Raw genomic sequence first — 17,637 nt, forward strand, 5'->3', positions numbered from 1 at the left:
AGCAAAAACTATGTGGAAAACATTACATCAGCTTGCTAAACCTGAGCGGCTGTATCACTTCTGCGGCCGGCTTCTGCCGTGGCTGGCTGCCGCCAGCGCGATACTGCTGGTGGTGGGCTGCGTCTGGGGCTTCGGTATTGCTCCGGCGGACTATCAGCAGGGGCAGAGCTACCGGATTATGTACCTGCACGTGCCGGCGGCCATGTGGTCGATGGGCATTTACGCCAGCATGGCGATTGCCGCTTTTATCGGCCTGGTGTGGCAGATAAAAACCGCCGATCTCGCGGTTATGGCAATGGCACCGGTGGGCGCGGCATTTACTTTTATCGCGCTGGTAACCGGCTCAGCCTGGGGCAAGCCGATGTGGGGAACCTGGTGGATCTGGGATGCACGGCTCACCTCCGAGCTGGTGCTGCTGTTCCTGTATGTGGGCGCGATTGCGCTTTACAGCGCCTTCGACGACCGCCGTCAGGCGGGGCGTGCCGCAGGTATCCTGGTGCTGGTGGGCGTGGTGAACCTGCCGATTATTCATTTCTCCGTGGAGTGGTGGAACACGCTGCATCAAGGCTCCACCAATATGCAGCAATCCATCGACCCTTCGATGCGCACGCCGCTGCGCTGGACTATTTTTGGCTTCCTGGCGCTGTTTATTACCCTGACGCTAATGCGCATGCGCAACCTGCTGCTGTTGCAGGAGATCCGTCGTCCGTGGGTGTTAGCGCTTGCTAACGGCAAAGGAGCAAAATCATGACGTGGGCGTTTACTCACTGGAGCGAATTCTTCGCGATGGGCGGCTACGCCTTTTACGTCTGGCTGGCGGTGGCCTTCACGCTGCTGCCTCTGCTGGGGCTGTTTTTCCACAGCCGCTATCAGCACCGCGCCATTCTGCGGGCGGTGGCTCGCCAGCAGGCAAGAGAGCAGCGGGTCAATGCCGCACGTCAGCGTCAGGAGAGTGCATAAGTGAATCCTCGTCGTAAAAACCGGCTCTATCTGGCCGTGGCGGTGCTGGCCGGGCTGGGGCTGACTATCACCCTTGTGCTGTACGCCCTGCGCAGCAATATCGATCTGTTTTATACCCCCGGCGAAATTATCTATGGCAAAGGCGAAAGCCAATTAATGCCGGAAACCGGGCAGCGTCTGCGAATCGGCGGCATGGTAATGCCGGGAAGCGTAAAGCGGGACAGCAAAAGCCTGAAGGTAAGCTTTAAACTGTACGACGCGCGCGGCGTGGTGGATGTCACCTATGAAGGCATCCTGCCGGATCTGTTCCGCGAGGGGCAGGGCGTGGTAGCTCAGGGCGTAATGGAAGGCGCGACGTTAATCCATGCCAAAGAAGTGCTGGCGAAGCACGATGAAAACTACACCCCGCCGGAGGTTAAAGCGGCAATGGAGCAGAATCATCAGCAGCCGCCGGAAGTGTATAAGGACAGCGCCCCATGATGCCGGAAATCGGAAATGTTCTGCTTTGCCTGGCGCTTGGCTGGTCGCTGCTGCTGGGCGTTTACCCGCTGTGGGGCGTGGCTCGCGGCGATAAGCGGCTGATGGCCTCCGGCAGGCCGTTTAGCTGGGCGCTGTTTATCACTTTATGCGCTTCGTTCCTGATTCTGGTGAACGCTTTTGTGGTCAACGACTTCAGCGTGCTGTATGTCGCCAACAACTCCAATACCGAACTGCCGGTATGGTATCGAGTGGCGGCTACCTGGGGCGCGCACGAAGGTTCATTGATGCTGTGGGTGCTGATGATGAGCGGCTGGACATTTGCCGTTTCGCTTACGGCCCGGCGCATGCCCCAGGAGGATCATGCCCGCGTGCTGGCGGTAATGGGCATGATCAATTTTGGCTTCCTGCTGTTTATTATTTTCACCTCCAACCCGTTTATCCGCACGCTGCCGGACTACCCGCTTGAAGGGCGGGATCTTAACCCGCTGCTCCAGGACATCGGGCTTATCCTGCACCCGCCGCTGCTGTATATGGGCTATGTCGGCTTCTCGGTGGCGTTTGCTTTTGCTATCGCCGCACTGCTGGGCGGCAGGCTGGATAGCGCCTGGGCGCGCTGGACCCGCCCGTGGACGCTGGCGGCCTGGGCTTTCCTGACCGTCGGCATTGTGCTCGGCTCGGCGTGGGCCTATTACGAACTGGGCTGGGGCGGCTGGTGGTTCTGGGACCCGGTAGAAAATGCCTCCTTTATGCCGTGGCTGGCGGGGACGGCGCTTATCCACTCGCTCTCCGTCACCGAAAAACGCGGCAGCTTTAAGGCCTGGACGGTGCTGCTGGCGATTAGCGCCTTCTCGCTGTGCCTGCTTGGCACGTTCCTGGTTCGTTCCGGCGTGCTGGTATCGGTGCACTCTTTTGCCTCCGATCCGGCGCGCGGCATGTTTATCCTCGCCTTCCTGGTGATAGTCATCGGCGGTTCGCTGCTGCTGTACGCGGTGAAGGGCAGCAAAGTTCGCTCCCGCGTCAGCAACGATCTCTGGTCGCGTGAATCCTTCCTGCTCGGCAACAACGTGCTGCTGATTGCCGCCATGCTGGTCGTGCTGTTGGGGACCCTGCTGCCGCTGGTACATAAGCAGCTCGGGCTGGGCAGTATTTCCATCGGCGAGCCGTTCTTCAATACCATGTTTACCGCGCTGATGGCGCCGTTTGCCCTGATGCTGGGGATTGGGCCGCTGGTTCGCTGGCGGCGCGACGAGCCGGGTAAGCTGCGTAAGCATCTGCTGCTGGCAGTGGTGATTACCCTGGCATTGTCGCTGCTGTTACCGTGGCTGATGCAGGACCGCATCGAAGCGATGACGGTTGTCGGCCTGCTGATGGCCGTCTGGGTGTTTGTGCTGGCGCTGGTGGAGGTTTATCAGCGGGCGACGCATCGCCTCGGTTTGTGGGATGGGTTACGCAAAATTCCGGCCAGCCACTGGGGCATGGTCTCCGCACATCTTGGCCTGGCGGTGACCGTGGTCGGCATCGCTTTTAGCCAGAGCTACAGCGTAGAGCGCGATGTACGCATGAAGTCCGGGGACAGCATCAACATTCACCAGTATCACTTTGTGTTCCGCGAAGTGCGCGAGATAACCGGCCCTAATTATCGCGGCGGTGTTGGCGTTATCGACGTAACGCGTGAGGGTAAACCGGAAGCCACGCTGCACGCCGAGAAACGCTTCTATAACAGCAGCCGGGCGATGATGACCGAGGCCGCCATAGACGGCGGTTTTACCCGCGACCTGTACGCCGCGCTGGGGGAAGAGCTGGAGGACGGAAGCTGGGCGGTGCGCCTCTACTATAAGCCGTTCGTACGCTGGATCTGGGCCGGCGGGCTGCTGATGGCGCTTGGCGGTGTGTTCTGCCTGTTCGACCCTCGCTACCGTAGCCGTAAATTTAAGCCGGAGGCCGCAGCATGAAGCGCCGTTATCTTTATATTCCGCTGGCGCTTTTCCTGGTGCTGGCCGGGCTGCTGCTCTGGCAGCTGGCGCGGAACGCACAGGGCGAAGCGCCGACCGATCTAGAATCCGCGCTGATTGGCAAACCTGTGCCGGTGTTCCGCCTGGAATCTCTCGAGCAGCCCGGCAAAGTCTGGGGCAGTGAAGTGCTGGCGGACGGCAAGCCGCTGCTGCTTAACGTCTGGGCGACCTGGTGCCCAACCTGCCGTGCCGAGCATAAATTCCTCAATGGGCTTTCCGCCCGGGGCATCCGCGTGGTGGGCATGAATTATAAAGACGACCGTAACAAGGCCATTGGCTGGCTGCGCGATCTCGGCAATCCGTACATGCTGAGCCTGTTTGACGGCAACGGCATGCTGGGGCTGGATCTGGGCGTCTACGGCGCGCCGGAAACGTTCCTGATCGACGGCAAAGGGATCATTCGTTATCGCCACGCGGGCGATCTTAACGATCGTGTCTGGCGGGAGGAGTTGAAACCGCTGTGGGATAAATACAGCCAGGAGGCAGGCTCATGATGCGCGCATTGCTCTTTTTCATTGCCGTGTCATTTAGCTGCCATGCGGCTGCCGCCATCGACACTTATACCTTTAAAGATGAGGCGCAGGAGCAGCAGTTCCGCCAGCTTACCGAGCAGCTGCGCTGCCCGAAGTGCCAGAACAACAGCATCGCCGACTCCAACTCGATGATTGCCTCTGACATGAAGCTCAAGGTCTACGAGCTGATGCAGCAGGGCAAAAGCAGCCAGCAAATCATCGATTATATGGTTGAGCGCTACGGCCACTTTGTGACCTATGAGCCGCCTTTAACCGCGGCAACCCTCGTGCTGTGGGCGCTTCCCGCGATGTTTATTTTCGGCGGTATCGGGGTAATTGTGCTGCGAAGTCGCCGTCGGCAAAAGATTTCGCTCGCGGGTGACGATGAAGCTCATCCGGGCCAACAGGCCGGCGGGAAAATCTCGCTGTGGGTGTTTTTACCCGGAGCGCTGGTGCTGGTGGCGGTAAGCGCTGGCAGTTATCTGAAAACCTCCGGGCTGGGCCAGGTCAGGGCCTGGCAGCAGGCGACCGCCGAGACGCCCGCGTTGTTAAAACGTGTTCTGGACCAGCAGGCAGCGCCCCTGACTATGGAAGAGATGGCGCGACTTGGGTTAGGATTACGCACGCGATTACAGCTCCAGCCTGATAATCTTGAGGGCTGGATGATGCTTGGGCGCATCGGCATGGTGTTAAATAACGCAACTACGGCCACACAAGCCTTTGCTCGTGCTTATAAACTTGCGCCCGCAAACGCCGAAGCAAAGCTGGGCTATGCTGAAGTATTGACCCGCTCCGCCGACGCGCAGGACAACCAACTGGGTGGTCTCCTGCTCCGCGAAATGCTAAAAGATGACCACACGAATATTCGCGTGCTCAGCCTGCTGGCGTTCAATGCTTTTGAGCGCCAGAGCTACCGTGAAGCGGTTGGGGCGTGGCAAACAATGCTGAAAATTTTACCGGCGGGCGATCGGCGTCGCGCCGTGATTGAGCGCAGCATCGAGCAGGCGGGGGCCCAAAGCGAAACGGGCACCACTGAAAGCGCAGACAAACAATAATAGGGAGACGCTAATGAATTTCCGCCTGACAGGGCTTGCCCTGGCGACCACGGTTTTAGTGGGGTGCGCCAGCTCCGGCAGCCAGCAGCCTCAGGGGCGTTCGGACCCGCTTGAAGGGTTCAACCGTTCAATGTTCAACTTTAACTACAACGTGTTGGACCCGTATGTGCTGCGCCCGGTGGCCGTTGCATGGCGAGATTACGTGCCGGTTCCGGCGCGTAACGGCCTGAGCAACTTCACCAGCAACCTTGAAGAACCTGCGACGATGGTGAACTACTTCGTACAGGGCGACCCGTACCAGGGGATGGTGCATTTTACGCGCTTCTTCCTTAATACCCTGCTGGGGATGGGCGGCTTTATCGACGTTGCCGGTATGGCGAACCCCAAATTGCAGCGTGTTGAACCGCACCGCTTCGGCAGTACGCTCGGCCACTACGGCGCGGGCTATGGCCCTTATGTGATGCTGCCGGGTTACGGAAGCTTTACCGTGCGTGAAGACGGCGGCGACTTCGCCGATACGCTTTACCCGGTGCTCTCCTGGCTGACCTGGCCGATGTCTATCGGTAAATGGACGGTGGAAGGTATCGAAACCCGCGCCCAGTTGCTGGACTCCGACGGCCTGCTGCGCCAGTCCTCCGATCCGTACATTACGGTGCGAGAGGCTTACTTCCAGCGCCACGATTTCCTGGCGAATGGCGGACAGCTGAAGCCGGAAGCCAACCCGAACGCGGCGGCGATTCAGGACGATCTGAAAGACATCGACTCCCAGTAAACGAGGCGATGGCAAGGAGAAAGCGAGCACCGGTTGCTCGCTTTTTTATTGTCATCAGAACGACATAAATTGACACATCTTTACCCATCAGCATTTTGTGTTGGTATGTTATAAGGTAACAACCTGAAAATGCTGCACAACTCTTGTGCACCTTATTCCTTTTAAGACCATGCCGCCTTCCCAGATACCTGAAGCTGAACTGCTGCCGCCTGCGCTTCCCGCGCGCTATTCGCTGGCGTCCGGGCAAGCCCGACTCCTTGCGCGGGTCGTGTTCGTACTGGCTATTCCGCTGTTTATGATGCTTATGCTGGCGCTGACCATCAGCCTGCTGGAACCCGCCTCGCGCTGGGTTCCTCTGCTGTGCAGCAACGCCGCCGCGCTATTGTTGCTGGTTATTTCGCTGCATGCGGCCCAGCGTATTTGCCTGTGGCGCAGCGCAAAATTTTCTCCGCCGCCCGGCCCACAAACCCCGGAAGCGGAGCCGCCGCCGGGAGCCTTAGCCCGCTGGTTTACCGCCTCCGTGCCGCTGAATTTCCGCCGCATCGAAAACTTTTTCAAGGCCGAGGGGATCTGGTCCGGCTCGCTTGCCGCGCTGACGATTTATATCGCGCTGTGCGGCTGGAGCAGCAGCTACGTTCCTCTTGCGGCCGATAATAACCGCTGGATAGCCGTTGGCTGCCTGGCTGCGGCTATCTTCACCGCGCTGGTTGCCGAGCGGCACCTCAGCGCTATGGCAAAAGAGGCTTCGCCGGAGGCCGGGCAGATTGCGCCGGTACTGCGCCTTGTCATGGCGGTACAACTCCTGACGTTGCCCGCGTTTATCTGGCCGCAGCTCAACAGCTCGCTGGTGATAAACCTGCCCGCGCTGCTGGTTGGCCTGGCGGCGCTCGAGTTTATGCTGCGGGGTCTGTTTTCCCTGTTTGCACCGCCGGGGGATGGTTCCGCCGAACCAAAGCTTATTCCCAAAAGCCAGCTTGCTGCACAGCTTAGCTGGCCGCCGCGCCCGCTGCGTTTTTTGCAGCAGGAACTTCACCAGCGCTTCGGCATCGACCTGCGTCAGGTGTGGGCGTTTACCGTTTTACGGCGCGCCTTTTTCCCGATGCTGGCGCTGATGCTGCTCTGTGGCTGGCTGCTGACCGGGCTACAGCAAATCTCCGCTACCCAGCGCGGGGTCTATGAACGCTTTGGCCGGTCGGTGGCGGTGCTGGAACCGGGCCTGCACGTCGGCATGCCGTGGCCGTTTGGCCGGGTGCTGCTGACCGAAAATGGTCAGGTGCACGAGCTGGCAGCCGGGGAAGACCCTGCGACTCAGAAAGCCTCTCCGCTGGTGGACGCCGAAGGGCCGGCTCCGGCCAGCGCAGACCGCCTGTGGGATGCGACCCACAATTTCGATAAGGCGCAGATAATCGCCAGCCAGAGTGGCGACCAGCAAAGCCTGCAAATCGTTAACAGCGACGTGCGTTTTATGTGGCGCATCGGCCTGACGGATAAAGCCGCTCTGGCGGCAACCTACCGCTCGGCCAATCTTGCCGAACTTGTGCGCAGCACCGCCAATCAGGTGCTGGTGCATCAGTTTTCTTCGCTCACGCTTGACGATGTGCTGAGCGAGCGTCGTGACGATTTAGCCGCGCAGATAAATCGCGCCGTCCAGCAGCAGCTTGATAGCCTGGGCAGCGGCGTCGAAATTCTTTCCACGGTTGTTGAAGCTATTCATCCACCGGCGGGCGCGGCGGACGCGTTCCATGGCGTACAGGCCGCGCAAATTGCCGCCCAGTCGCTGATCCTCCGGGAGCAGGGCAGTGCCGCAGAAAAAGCCGCGCTTGCCGCAACCAACGCCGCCGTGCGCCAGGATACGGCGAAAATTAACGCCACGGAGGCGTTCAGCCTTGCCAGGGCGACAGCGGTGCGCTTTGCCGCCGAGAAAAATGCTTATCAGCAGGCCGGGCAGGTCTTTATCGACGAGCTGTGGTTTAAACAACTCCAGCTCACGCTTAGCGGCCGCCCGCTGCTGGTTATCGACCAGCGGATCGGCGCAGGTTCGTCGCCAACGCTCGACCTTCGTGAATTTCCTTCCCTGAATGACGCAGCCCGGCGCGATGCGCCAGTAAAACCCGCACAGGAGCCTTCCCGGTGAGCCACTCACATTCTCATGGACATCATCATTCTCACGGTAGTGGCTGCGGCCATAACCACTCTTCCGCCCCGGAAGGCGGCAAAAAAGGGATGGGGAAACGCATTGCCGCCGCCGCGTTGCTGGTGCTTATTGTGCTCACCGCTGCCAGCCTGGTGCAGGTACGCTCCGGCGAGTCACTGGTGATTACCCGCTTCGGCAAGCCGGTGCGCGTGCTGCTTGAGCCGGGGCTTGCCTGGCGCTTGCCTGCACCTTTTGAAACCGCCACGGTGGTTGATTTGCGCCTGCGTACCACCTCGAGCGGCCTGCAGGACGTAGGCACGCGAGACGGGCTGCGGATAATCGTCCAGTCTTATGCGGTTTGGGAGGTGGATAATACCCCCGAGCACGTTCAGCGCTTTATGCGTGCGGTGCAAAACCAGCCTGATGAAGCCGCCCGCCAGATCCGTACCTACCTCGGTTCGGCGCTGGAAACCACGGCCAGCGGCTTTACCCTCTCGCAGCTGGTCAATACCGACGGCAAGCAGGTCCAGCTGGCGGCGTTTGAATCGCACTTGCAGCAGCAAATCAGCCAGCCGCTGCTGCAAAGCTACGGCATCCGGCTGGTGCAGATGGGTACAGAGCGCCTGACATTACCAGCGGTAACGCTGAATGCCACCGTCGACCGGATGCGCGCCGAGCGTGAAACTATTGCTATAGAAAGAACGGCGGAAGGGAAGCGTGCTGCGGCTGAGATCCGTTCTGCTGCCGATCGCGATGCGCGTATTACCGAAGCCGAGGCCTCGGTGAAGGCTGCGGATATTGAGGCTCAGGCTCAGGTACAAACGGCGGCTATTTACGGCAAGGCTTATGAAAGCGCGCCGCAGCTTTATAGCCTGCTGCGCCAGATTGACGCCCTCAGCGGCATGGTGAATGCACAAACCCGGCTGGTTCTGCGCACCGATGCGAAACCGTTCAGCCTGCTGGTAGAAGGCCCACAGCTGGATAAAGCGGCGGACAAGAAGCCATGACGGAACGGCAAAAACTCCCGCCGAACGGGCCATGGACGCAGTCGATCCGGCTGGCGTTTATCGCGATATTTGTTTTGACGCTATTCGCCGCCGCGGCATGGCTGTTTTCCAACGTGCGGGAAATTCCCCCGGGAAGCAGAGCGGTGGTGCTAAGTTTCGGTGCCGAACAGCGGGTGGCCGAGCCGGGCCTGCTGCTGGCCTGGCCTTCGCCGATTAACGACGTGGTGATGGTTCCGGGGTCCGACCGGGTGATTGAGCATCGGGTTACCGCGCTGCTGCGCTCATCGGACGCGCAAAGCCTCGATATTAACGGCGGCCCGGCCAGCGATGCGATTGCCGGTTCCGGCTTCTTGCTGACCGGAGATGCGGGCGTGGTGCAGTTGGATATCAGCGTGTTTTACCGTGTCAGAACGCCGATGGCGTATGTGCTCCAGGGGAAACACGTTCTGCCGCTGCTCGACAGGCTGGTAGAGCGCGCGGCGGTTGCCGTTTGTGCCTCACGCGATCTGGATACCATTCTGGTCGCTCGCCCGGAAATGCCCGGTAATGACATGAACGTTGCCCAACAGCGCGAACAATTGCTCAGCGACGTGCAGCATAATATTGAGCAAAATCTGCTGCGCCTTCAGCAGTCCGGTAGCGATGCAGGCATCACGCTTGAACGGGTCACGGTTCAGTCGGCGCTGCCGGTTGCCACGGTTGCCGCCTTCAATGCGGTTTTGACCGCCAGCCAGCAGGCCTCTAAAGCTATCGCCACCGCTCAGAGCGACGCCTCGCTCACCCGGCAGAAAGCCGTGCAACAGGCGGATCAGCTCCGGCAGACCGCCCAGGCTAAGGCTCAGGAAAGCGTGGCAAAAGCGCAGTCGGATACCGCGACAATTGCCCATCTGGCTAATAACCGTGACGATCCGGATTTAATGGGCAGGATTTATCGTCAGCGGATCGCTGAGATCCTGTCTAAAGCGGGATCGGTGGTCACCGTGTCGCCGCAGGATGATGCCCACCTGATCCTGCAGGGCGTTGAGCAAAAGGATAATTCCACACCATGAGCACCTCATCTGCACAGCCGGGCGGCGCGCTGACGCGCCAGGAGCAGCGGCATATTACCCGCCAGTTATTGCTGGCCCTGATAGCCAGCGGGGCGCTGATCCTCGGGCTTCTTTGGCGCTGGCTGGCCCCGGAGCAGGTTGCGGTGGCCGATTTGCTGCTGGGAGCCGCATCGCTGGTGGTTGCCGTGCCGGTGCTGCGCCACGCCTGGCACAGCCTGCGTTACCCCAGCCTGCACGGCCTGACCGACCAGCTTATTGCCCTGGCTTTGCTCGGGGCGTGGGCAACCGGCGACCTGCTCACCGCCGCGCTACTGCCGCTGATTATGATTGTTGGCCATATTCTTGAAGAGCGCAGCGTGATTGGTTCTCAGGAGGCTATAGAAGCGCTGAGCAAGCTGACTCGAAGCCGGGCGCGGCGCGTTGATGGCGAAGGCAATCTGCACGATATCGACAACCACGATTTACAGCCCGGCGACGTAGTAGAAGTCCGGGCCGGAGACCATATTCCCGCGGACGGGCTGGTGCTGGAGGGTAAAGCCAGCCTGGATACCGCTCCGATTACCGGCGAGTCGGTGCCGCAGGAGGTTGAACCGGGCAGCGAAGTGTACGGCGGGGCCATTAACCTTGACGGGCTGCTGCGCGTGCGGGTAACGCGTACCGGTGAAACCTCCACGCTCGGAAGAGTCATTGCCCTGATGCAAAGCGCCGAGCAGGCAAGCCCGCCGATTACCCGGCTGCTGGAGCGACATGCTGCCCGTTATTTACTGCTGGTTTTGATGATTGCCGCCAGCACCTGGTTCCTGACCCAGGATGCTCAGGCGATGCTGGCCGTGCTGGTCGCCGCCTGCCCGTGTGCTTTGGTGCTTTCCGCCCCGGCTTCTTCTATTGCAGGGTTAACGGTGGCCGCCCGCCACGGCATTCTAATCCGTGGCGCGGCATTCCTTGAGGAGCTGGCGGAAGTTAACGCCGTGGTGGTCGATAAGACCGGCACCCTGACCCATGGCAAACTACAGCTGGAGGCGCTGGCTCCGGCAGAAGGCGTGACTCAGCAGCAGCTGAAGGCGCTTGCCGCCAGCCTGGGCGCAACCAGCAACCACCCGGTAAGCCGTGCCCTGAGCGATATCGCCCCGCGTGAAGAGTGGCTGACGCTGGAAAACGTGCGTGAGCTTCAGGGATTGGGCGTTTCTGCCGCAACGCCGCAGGGCGAAGCCGTGCTCGGCAGGCCAGAACTGCTGGCAACGAGCGTGGCAGACCTGCCGGAAGTGCCGGAACACGATGGGCCGGTAGTTGGACTGGCGCTGGAAGGCCGTTTTCTTGGCTGGCTGCTGCTGGCCGATAGCCTGCGCGGTGAGGCCGCAACGGCAATGGCCGAGCTGCGGGAACTTGGCCTGAACCGGCAACTGCTGCTGACCGGCGACCGTCAGTCCGTTGCCGATCGTATCGCCCGCAGCGTGGGGATAACGGATGTTATTGCCGGAGCGCTGCCTGCGGACAAGCTCAACCAGGTTAAACAGCAAATTGATAGCGGTTACCGGCCAATGGTTATCGGCGACGGCATCAACGATTCGCTGGCGCTCAAGGCAGGAGTGGTCGGTGTGGCGATGGGCGCGGGTGGGTCAGACATTGCTATGTCGTCGGCGGATATCGTGCTCATCGGCAGTGATTTACGTCGGCTCGGCACCTGCGTTCGTTTAAGCCGCCGCTGCCGCCGCACTTTGCAGGTAAACGTGTTTATCGGGCTGGGCTGGACGCTGGCGATTGTGGCCATGGCCGCTTTCGGCTGGCTGGGGGCATCGGGCGCGGTGGTTGCCGCGCTTCTGCATAATCTCAGCACGCTGCTGGTGCTGGGCAATGCCGGCCGGCTATTAAGGTTTGAAGAAAAGCTGAGCGAGCAGAAATAAAAAAACCGCCTTCGTGATGAAGGCGGTTTGCTTTTCGGGGCGGTAACTTAGAACGCGTAGTTGAAGTTAGCGCCGTACAGCCAGGCTTTACCTTCAGATTTGAAGGTGTATGGGCCTTCTTCGATAGTCACTTTCTGGCCGTGCATGTAGGAAACGCCCACATCCACGGATGCGTCTTTGTTAAACGCATAAGTTGTACCGGCGCTCAGCCACAGACGGTCCTGGTCCGGAATGGAGATGGAACGTTTGTCAGCCGGAACCGGGCTGTCATCGAAGGCGATACCGGTGCGGAAGGTCCAGTTATCGTCCATATAGTAGGTGGTGCCCAGCGCGATGCGGTAAGCATCTTTGAAACCTTCGTCTTTCAAGAACAGCGTCTGACCGTTGCTGCCGGTTGCTTTCAACTGCTGGAACTGGCTCCAACTGGTGTAGGTCAGGCTGTAGTGAACGGCCCATTTCGGCGCCACTTTATTGTAACCAGACAGCTCCCACATTTCCGGCAGGTGCAGGCTCAGAGAACCCGGTACGGTTGCTCCGCCGGTGCCCGCAGGGATATGGTTGGCAGCAAGGGCGCCAGCAACCAGAGGTGGCAGCGCGCTTGAAGGCGGCAGGCTGCTCTTATAGTCGCCGTCGAAGTCTACTTTCACTTCTGAGCGATAGGTGAAGCCGTAGCGGTTGTCTTTATCAATTTCATAAAGGATACCGGCGTTCCAGCCGAAGCCCCATTCATCGCCCTTCAGATGAGCAATCTGAGTATCTGCCGGAATAGAGCCGACCAGTCCTTTATATTGAGCAGGAAGCTTGCTTGCCAGAAGTTGAGGCAAGTCACCTGCGTAACGCTCAATCTTCGCTTTAGCGTATACCGCGTCGAAACCGAGGCCGAAGCTCCAGTTACTGTTCAGGCGGTAAGCGCCGCTCAGGTTCAGGTTGAGGGTGGTCAGGTCGGTAGTACCGCCCATTGAACCAGCCGCGTAGTTGTCGTTGTATTCTGTTGCCAGGCCGTAGTTAGAGGTGACGGAAGCACCCCAGCCGAACTGGTCGTTAATCGGTGCAACAAAGTGCAGGTTAGGCACCCATGCGGTCGGCGCGATGTTTTTTGCATCAGTGCTTTTACCGGATGGTGAAGTGCCGGAGATATTAACGTCCGGGTCAACGAAGATGGCGCCAGCGGAGAAAGACGGGCGGTCAAACATCATAATTGTTGCAGGGTTGCGGCTTGCTGAACCCGCATTATCCGCTACTGCACCTTCCCCCGAATACGCTCGGCCAAGGCCAGAGGAAGAGAACTCGTTTAATTGAAAGCCGGCTGCGTAAGCCTGGGAAGAGACTATTGCCACTGCAACCGCGAGGGCTGACTTTGTAAACAGGTTTTTCTGGCTCATGACCAAAACCTCATTGATTTATTTTTATGCAAACATTGTTACGTACCGTAACAGGAGCGCGAATAGTAGGGACTGATCGGGTACAGAGAAATCAGACCAGTGGCGAGAGTATAGGTCTGACCAGAGAGGATGTTGCAAGTTTGTTTCTAAAGTTTTTCAACTTTGATCTTAAAAACGAGATCTGGTTGGCAAAACCGCGGGGAACTTCCCCCCTGATGGGGGATGTAATTTGTTTTAGATCATTTTTAAGTGTGATTTCCGTCACTTGTAGACTTTGTGAGAATTATCAACTGGAGCAGAAAGAACCGCGGGCGTAAAATAACGACAATTATTTTAACTATTCTCCATTTTAAGCTGCACTACAGAGGAAAGCGTGATGAGTAAAAATACCGCCGATGAAACCCCAGTTTGCTGCTGCATTGATGTCGGTTCCATTATCGACAACACCGATTGCATCGCTACCTACAGCCGCGTATTCGCTGACAAAAAGCAGGCTGACGAAGTGCTGGCGGCGTTAACCGCCAAAGCCCGCGAAGTGGAATCGGAACCTTGCCAGATCACCCCGCGTTATATCGAAGTGGCGGACGGCGTGCAGCTGGATATCGACTTCGTGTTCAGCTGCCAGGCTGAAACTATGATCTTCCAGCTCGGCCTGCGTTAATCCTTCCTTCTGCGCCCTCGATTTTCGAGGGCGTTCTCTTTCGTTGTGTAATAATTCGTGTCGCCTCTCCCAATTTTTTAGCCAGCCAGTTGGCTGGATGTGAATTTTTAGTTAAGACTGTGATCAGGTCAGACCACTTTTTTGTCTGTATTCACTTTTTTTAGCAGGGGAGCGTTATGAGTCAGGCACTGCCGTTGATTACCCGCCAGGGCGATCGTATTGCCATTGTTAGCGGTTTACGTACGCCGTTTGCCCGCCAGGCCACGGCTTTTCACGGCATACCCGCCGTCGATCTCGGCAATATGGTGGTCAGCGAGTTGATGGCCCGCAGCGAAATCCCGCCGGAAGTCATTGAGCAACTGGTATTTGGCCAGGTTGTTCAGATGCCCGAAGCTCCGAACATTGCCCGTGAAATCGTCCTCGGAACGGGGATGAGCGTACATACCGACGCCTACAGCGTTAGCCGCGCCTGCGCGACCAGCTTCCAGGCAGTGGCAAACGTGGCGGAAAGCCTGATGGCCGGAACCATTCGCGCCGGGATTGCCGGAGGCGCAGACTCCTCATCCGTGCTGCCTATCGGGGTGAGTAAAAAGCTGGGCCGTACTTTAGTGGATGCCAATAAAGCGCGTACCCTCGGCCAGCGCCTGAAACTATTTTCCAAATTACGCCCGCGTGACCTGCTCCCGGTTCCTCCGGCTGTTGCCGAGTATTCAACCGGCCTGCGGATGGGCGATACCGCCGAGCAGATGGCAAAAACCCATGGCATTACCCGCGAACAACAGGACGCGCTGGCTCACCGTTCCCACGAACGTGCCGCTCAGGCCTGGCAGGAAGGTAAGCTCTCCGAAGAGGTGATGACCGCGTTTATTCCGCCTTATCGTCAGCCGTTTGCCGAAGATAACAACGTGCGTAAAGGCTCGAGCCTCGCCGATTATGCGAAGCTGCGCCCGGCCTTTGACCGCAAGCACGGCACGGTAACCGCAGCAAACAGCACGCCGCTTACCGACGGCGCGGCGGCGGTCATCCTGATGACCGAATCCCGCGCAAAAGAGCTCGGCCTTAAACCGTTAGGCTATCTGCGCAGCTACGCATTTACCGCTATTGATGTCTGGCAGGACATGCTTCTTGGCCCTGCATGGGCTACGCCGCTGGCGCTGGAGCGCGCCGGGATCACGCTAAACGATCTCACTTTGTTTGATATGCATGAAGCTTTTGCCGCCCAGACGCTGGCTAATTTGAAAATGCTTTCCAGCGAAAACTTTGCCCGCAACGTGCTTGGGCGCGCCCACGCCACGGGCGAGGTGGACGATGCCAAATTCAACGTGCTGGGCGGGTCTATTGCCTATGGTCATCCGTTTGCTGCCACCGGGGCGCGAATGATCACTCAAACTCTGCACGAGCTGCGCCGCCGCGGCGGCGGCTTTGGCCTGGTTACCGCCTGTGCGGCGGGCGGGCTGGGGGCAGCTATGGTTCTGGAGGCCGAATAATGGAGCACAAAGGCGCATTCGATTTACACATTCGGCTGGATAACGTTGCGGTTGTCACTATCGACGTTCCCGGCGAGAAAATGAATACCCTGAAGGCCGAGTTTGGCTCTCAGGTGCACGGCATAATCAAAAAGCTGCGCGACAATCCGAGCGTGCAGGGCCTGGTGTTTATCTCCGGCAAGCCGGATAACTTTATCGCCGGGGCGGATATCAACATGATAGCCGGCTGCAAAACCGCTCAGGAAGCGCAGGAACTGGCGCGTCAGGGGCAGCAAATTATGGCGGAAATTGCCGCGCTGCCGATCCCGGTCATCGCCGCTATTCACGGAGCCTGCCTTGGCGGCGGGCTGGAGATGGCGCTGGCCTGCCATTCGCGTATCTGTACTGATTCACCGAAAACCCAGCTAGGGTTGCCGGAAGTGCAGCTCGGCCTGCTGCCTGGTTCCGGAGGAACCCAGCGTCTGCCGCGCCTGATTGGCGTCAGCAATGCGCTGGATATGATCCTGACCGGCAAACAGCTGCGCCCGCGCCAGGCGCTGAAGCTGGGGCTGGTGGACGATGTGGTGCCGGAATCTATTCTGCTGGAAACCGCGGTTGAGCTGGCGCTGAAAGGGCGTAAACCTTCCCGTGAGCTGCCGGTGAAAGAGCGTATTCTTGCCGGTCCTCTCGGCCGTTCGCTGCTGTTCAGCCTCGTCAGTAAAAAGACTGAGGAAAAGACTCAGGGCAACTATCCGGCGACCAGCCGCATTATTGATGTCATCCGCATCGGGCTGGAGCAGGGGAGTAAAAGCGGCTACGAGGCGGAGGCGAAAGCTTTCGGCATACTCGCTATGTCACCGGAATCTGCCGCGCTGCGGGGCTTGTTCTTCGCCAGTACCGAATTGAAAAAAGAGTACGGCGGCGAAGCTAAACCTCGTTCGCTGAACGCCGTGGGCGTGCTGGGCGGCGGGCTGATGGGCGGCGGTATCGCCTATGTGACCGCCACTAAAGGCAAGCTGCCTGTGCGCATCAAAGACATTAACAATGAAGGCATCAACCACGCGCTGAAGTACAGCTGGGATCTGCTGGATAAAAAGGTGCGCCGCCGCCATATGAAACCCGCGGAGCGCCAGCGCGAGCTGGCTCGTATCTCCGGCGGAACTGACTACCACGGCTTCCATCAGCGCGATATCGTCGTTGAGGCGGTGTTTGAAGACCTGGCTCTGAAGCAGAAAATGGTAGCCGAAGTGGAGCAAAATGCTGCCTCGCATACCATTTTTGCCTCGAATACCTCGTCGCTGCCGATAGCGGATATTGCGGCGCAGGCCGCCCGCCCGCAGCAGGTCATCGGCCTGCATTACTTCAGCCCGGTAGATAAAATGCCGCTGGTGGAAGTTATCCCGCACGCCGAAACCAGCGCGGAAACGATTTCCACAACCGTTCAACTGGCCAAAAAACAGGGCAAAACGCCGATTGTGGTCGGCGACAGCGCCGGGTTCTACGTTAACCGAATTCTTGCTCCCTACATCAATGAAGCAATGCGCTGCCTGGTGGAAGGCGAGCCGGTGGAACGCATCGACGAGGCGCTGGTTAAGTTTGGTTTCCCGGTCGGGCCGATTCAACTGCTGGACGAAGTGGGCATTGACGTTGGGACTAAAATTATTCCGATTTTGCACCAGGCCTTCGGCGAGCGCTTTGCCGCCCCGGGCAGCGTGGATGCGATTCTTAAGGACGACCGCAAAGGAAGAAAAAATGGTCGCGGTTTCTATCTTTATCCAGCGAAAGGGCGTAAAAGCAAGAAACAGGCCGACCCCGCGATTTATAAGCTCATCGGCGTGTCGCCACACGGACGCCAGGCACCGGAACAGATAGCCGAGCGCTGCGTGATGATGATGCTGAACGAAGCCGCCCGCTGCCTGGATGAAGGCGTAGTGCGAAGCGCAAGAGATGGCGACATCGGCGGCGTTTTCGGGATTGGTTTCCCGCCGTTCCTGGGCGGGCCGTTCAGGTATATGGACAGCCAGGGCGCGGCCGATATTGTGGCAAGATTACGGCGTCTGGCGGGGCAGTACGGGGAGCGTTTCGAACCCTGCGAAAGATTGATAATTATGGCGGAACAACACCTTAGTTTCTGGCCCGCGCTAAACCCGCAGGCGGCAACCGGGGTTGACGAAACGGCGCTCTGAAAACCGTCAAATGTACGCTGCAAGGTCATTTTGTAAACAGATATTGACTATACTTGCAGC

15 protein-coding genes are annotated in these 17,637 nt (G+C 59.0%); 14 read left to right on the forward strand and 1 reads right to left on the reverse strand.

The window, feature by feature from the left end; genetic code table 11:
* Window positions 1–10 precede the first annotated feature (10 nt).
* The 11 genes from FOC35_RS15040 to FOC35_RS15090 all read left to right on the forward strand — a co-directional run bounded on the left by FOC35_RS15040 (window position 11) and on the right by FOC35_RS15090 (window position 11,882).
* Window positions 11–751, forward strand: a complete 741-nt coding sequence (locus FOC35_RS15040; RefSeq protein WP_172569342.1) for a heme ABC transporter permease — start codon at window positions 11–13, stop codon at window positions 749–751.
* Complete coding sequence (gene ccmD / locus FOC35_RS15045; protein WP_172569343.1) at window positions 748–960, forward strand: heme exporter protein CcmD; 213 nt, start codon at window positions 748–750, stop codon at window positions 958–960. The genes FOC35_RS15040 and ccmD overlap by 4 nt, the downstream gene beginning before the upstream one ends.
* The gene (ccmE, locus tag FOC35_RS15050) at window positions 961–1,440 is read left to right on the forward strand and encodes a cytochrome c maturation protein CcmE (RefSeq protein ID WP_016537515.1); all 480 of its coding nucleotides are present in this window, start codon (window positions 961–963) and stop codon (window positions 1,438–1,440) included.
* Window positions 1,437–3,392, forward strand: coding sequence for a heme lyase CcmF/NrfE family subunit (locus FOC35_RS15055; RefSeq protein WP_172569344.1), 1,956 nt, complete (start codon window positions 1,437–1,439; stop codon window positions 3,390–3,392). The genes ccmE and FOC35_RS15055 overlap by 4 nt, the downstream gene beginning before the upstream one ends.
* A complete protein-coding gene (locus FOC35_RS15060) occupies window positions 3,389–3,946 on the forward strand; it encodes a DsbE family thiol:disulfide interchange protein (RefSeq protein ID WP_016537513.1) in 558 nt (185 codons plus the stop codon). Before FOC35_RS15055 ends, FOC35_RS15060 begins: the two co-directional genes overlap by 4 nt.
* Window positions 3,946–5,019 (forward strand): cytochrome c-type biogenesis protein CcmH, encoded by a 1,074-nt coding sequence (locus FOC35_RS15065; protein WP_371810767.1) that lies wholly within the window; start codon window positions 3,946–3,948, stop codon window positions 5,017–5,019. The genes FOC35_RS15060 and FOC35_RS15065 overlap by 1 nt, the downstream gene beginning before the upstream one ends.
* A gap of 13 nt (window positions 5,020–5,032) precedes the next feature.
* Window positions 5,033–5,791 (forward strand): phospholipid-binding lipoprotein MlaA, encoded by a 759-nt coding sequence (mlaA, locus tag FOC35_RS15070; protein WP_016537511.1) that lies wholly within the window; start codon window positions 5,033–5,035, stop codon window positions 5,789–5,791.
* A gap of 145 nt (window positions 5,792–5,936) precedes the next feature.
* Window positions 5,937–7,925, forward strand: coding sequence for a protease modulator HflK (gene hflK / locus FOC35_RS15075; protein WP_254065294.1), 1,989 nt, complete (start codon window positions 5,937–5,939; stop codon window positions 7,923–7,925).
* A complete protein-coding gene (hflC, locus tag FOC35_RS15080; protein ID WP_172569346.1) occupies window positions 7,922–8,932 on the forward strand; it encodes a protease modulator HflC in 1,011 nt (336 codons plus the stop codon). Before hflK (FOC35_RS15075) ends, hflC begins: the two co-directional genes overlap by 4 nt.
* A complete protein-coding gene (hflK, locus tag FOC35_RS15085) occupies window positions 8,929–9,981 on the forward strand; it encodes a protease modulator HflK (protein WP_172569347.1) in 1,053 nt (350 codons plus the stop codon). The genes hflC and hflK (FOC35_RS15085) overlap by 4 nt, the downstream gene beginning before the upstream one ends.
* Window positions 9,978–11,882 (forward strand): cation-translocating P-type ATPase, encoded by a 1,905-nt coding sequence (locus tag FOC35_RS15090; RefSeq protein ID WP_172569348.1) that lies wholly within the window; start codon window positions 9,978–9,980, stop codon window positions 11,880–11,882. Before hflK (FOC35_RS15085) ends, FOC35_RS15090 begins: the two co-directional genes overlap by 4 nt.
* Before the next feature lie 47 nt (window positions 11,883–11,929).
* Here the strand turns inward: FOC35_RS15090 and fadL are convergent, their stop codons facing one another.
* Window positions 11,930–13,264 carry a long-chain fatty acid transporter FadL gene (gene fadL, locus FOC35_RS15095; RefSeq protein ID WP_172569349.1) on the reverse strand — a complete coding sequence of 445 codons (1,335 nt, stop codon included), beginning with the start codon at window positions 13,262–13,264 and terminating at the stop codon, window positions 11,930–11,932.
* A 376-nt stretch (window positions 13,265–13,640) separates the two neighbouring features.
* Between fadL and FOC35_RS15100 the strand changes: the two genes are divergently transcribed.
* The 3 genes from FOC35_RS15100 (at window position 13,641) to fadJ (ending at window position 17,577) form a co-directional block, all read left to right on the forward strand.
* Window positions 13,641–13,925 carry a YfcZ/YiiS family protein gene (locus FOC35_RS15100; protein ID WP_172569350.1) on the forward strand — a complete coding sequence of 95 codons (285 nt, stop codon included), beginning with the start codon at window positions 13,641–13,643 and terminating at the stop codon, window positions 13,923–13,925.
* A gap of 176 nt (window positions 13,926–14,101) precedes the next feature.
* The gene (fadI, locus tag FOC35_RS15105; RefSeq protein ID WP_016537504.1) at window positions 14,102–15,412 is read left to right on the forward strand and encodes an acetyl-CoA C-acyltransferase FadI; all 1,311 of its coding nucleotides are present in this window, start codon (window positions 14,102–14,104) and stop codon (window positions 15,410–15,412) included.
* Window positions 15,412–17,577, forward strand: coding sequence for a fatty acid oxidation complex subunit alpha FadJ (gene fadJ / locus FOC35_RS15110; protein ID WP_172569351.1), 2,166 nt, complete (start codon window positions 15,412–15,414; stop codon window positions 17,575–17,577). The genes fadI and fadJ overlap by 1 nt, the downstream gene beginning before the upstream one ends.
* Window positions 17,578–17,637 lie beyond the last annotated feature (60 nt).

Origin of the sequence: Cedecea sp. FDAARGOS_727 (genome assembly GCF_012273235.1) — a bacterium.
GTDB lineage: Bacteria > Pseudomonadota > Gammaproteobacteria > Enterobacterales > Enterobacteriaceae > Cedecea > Cedecea davisae.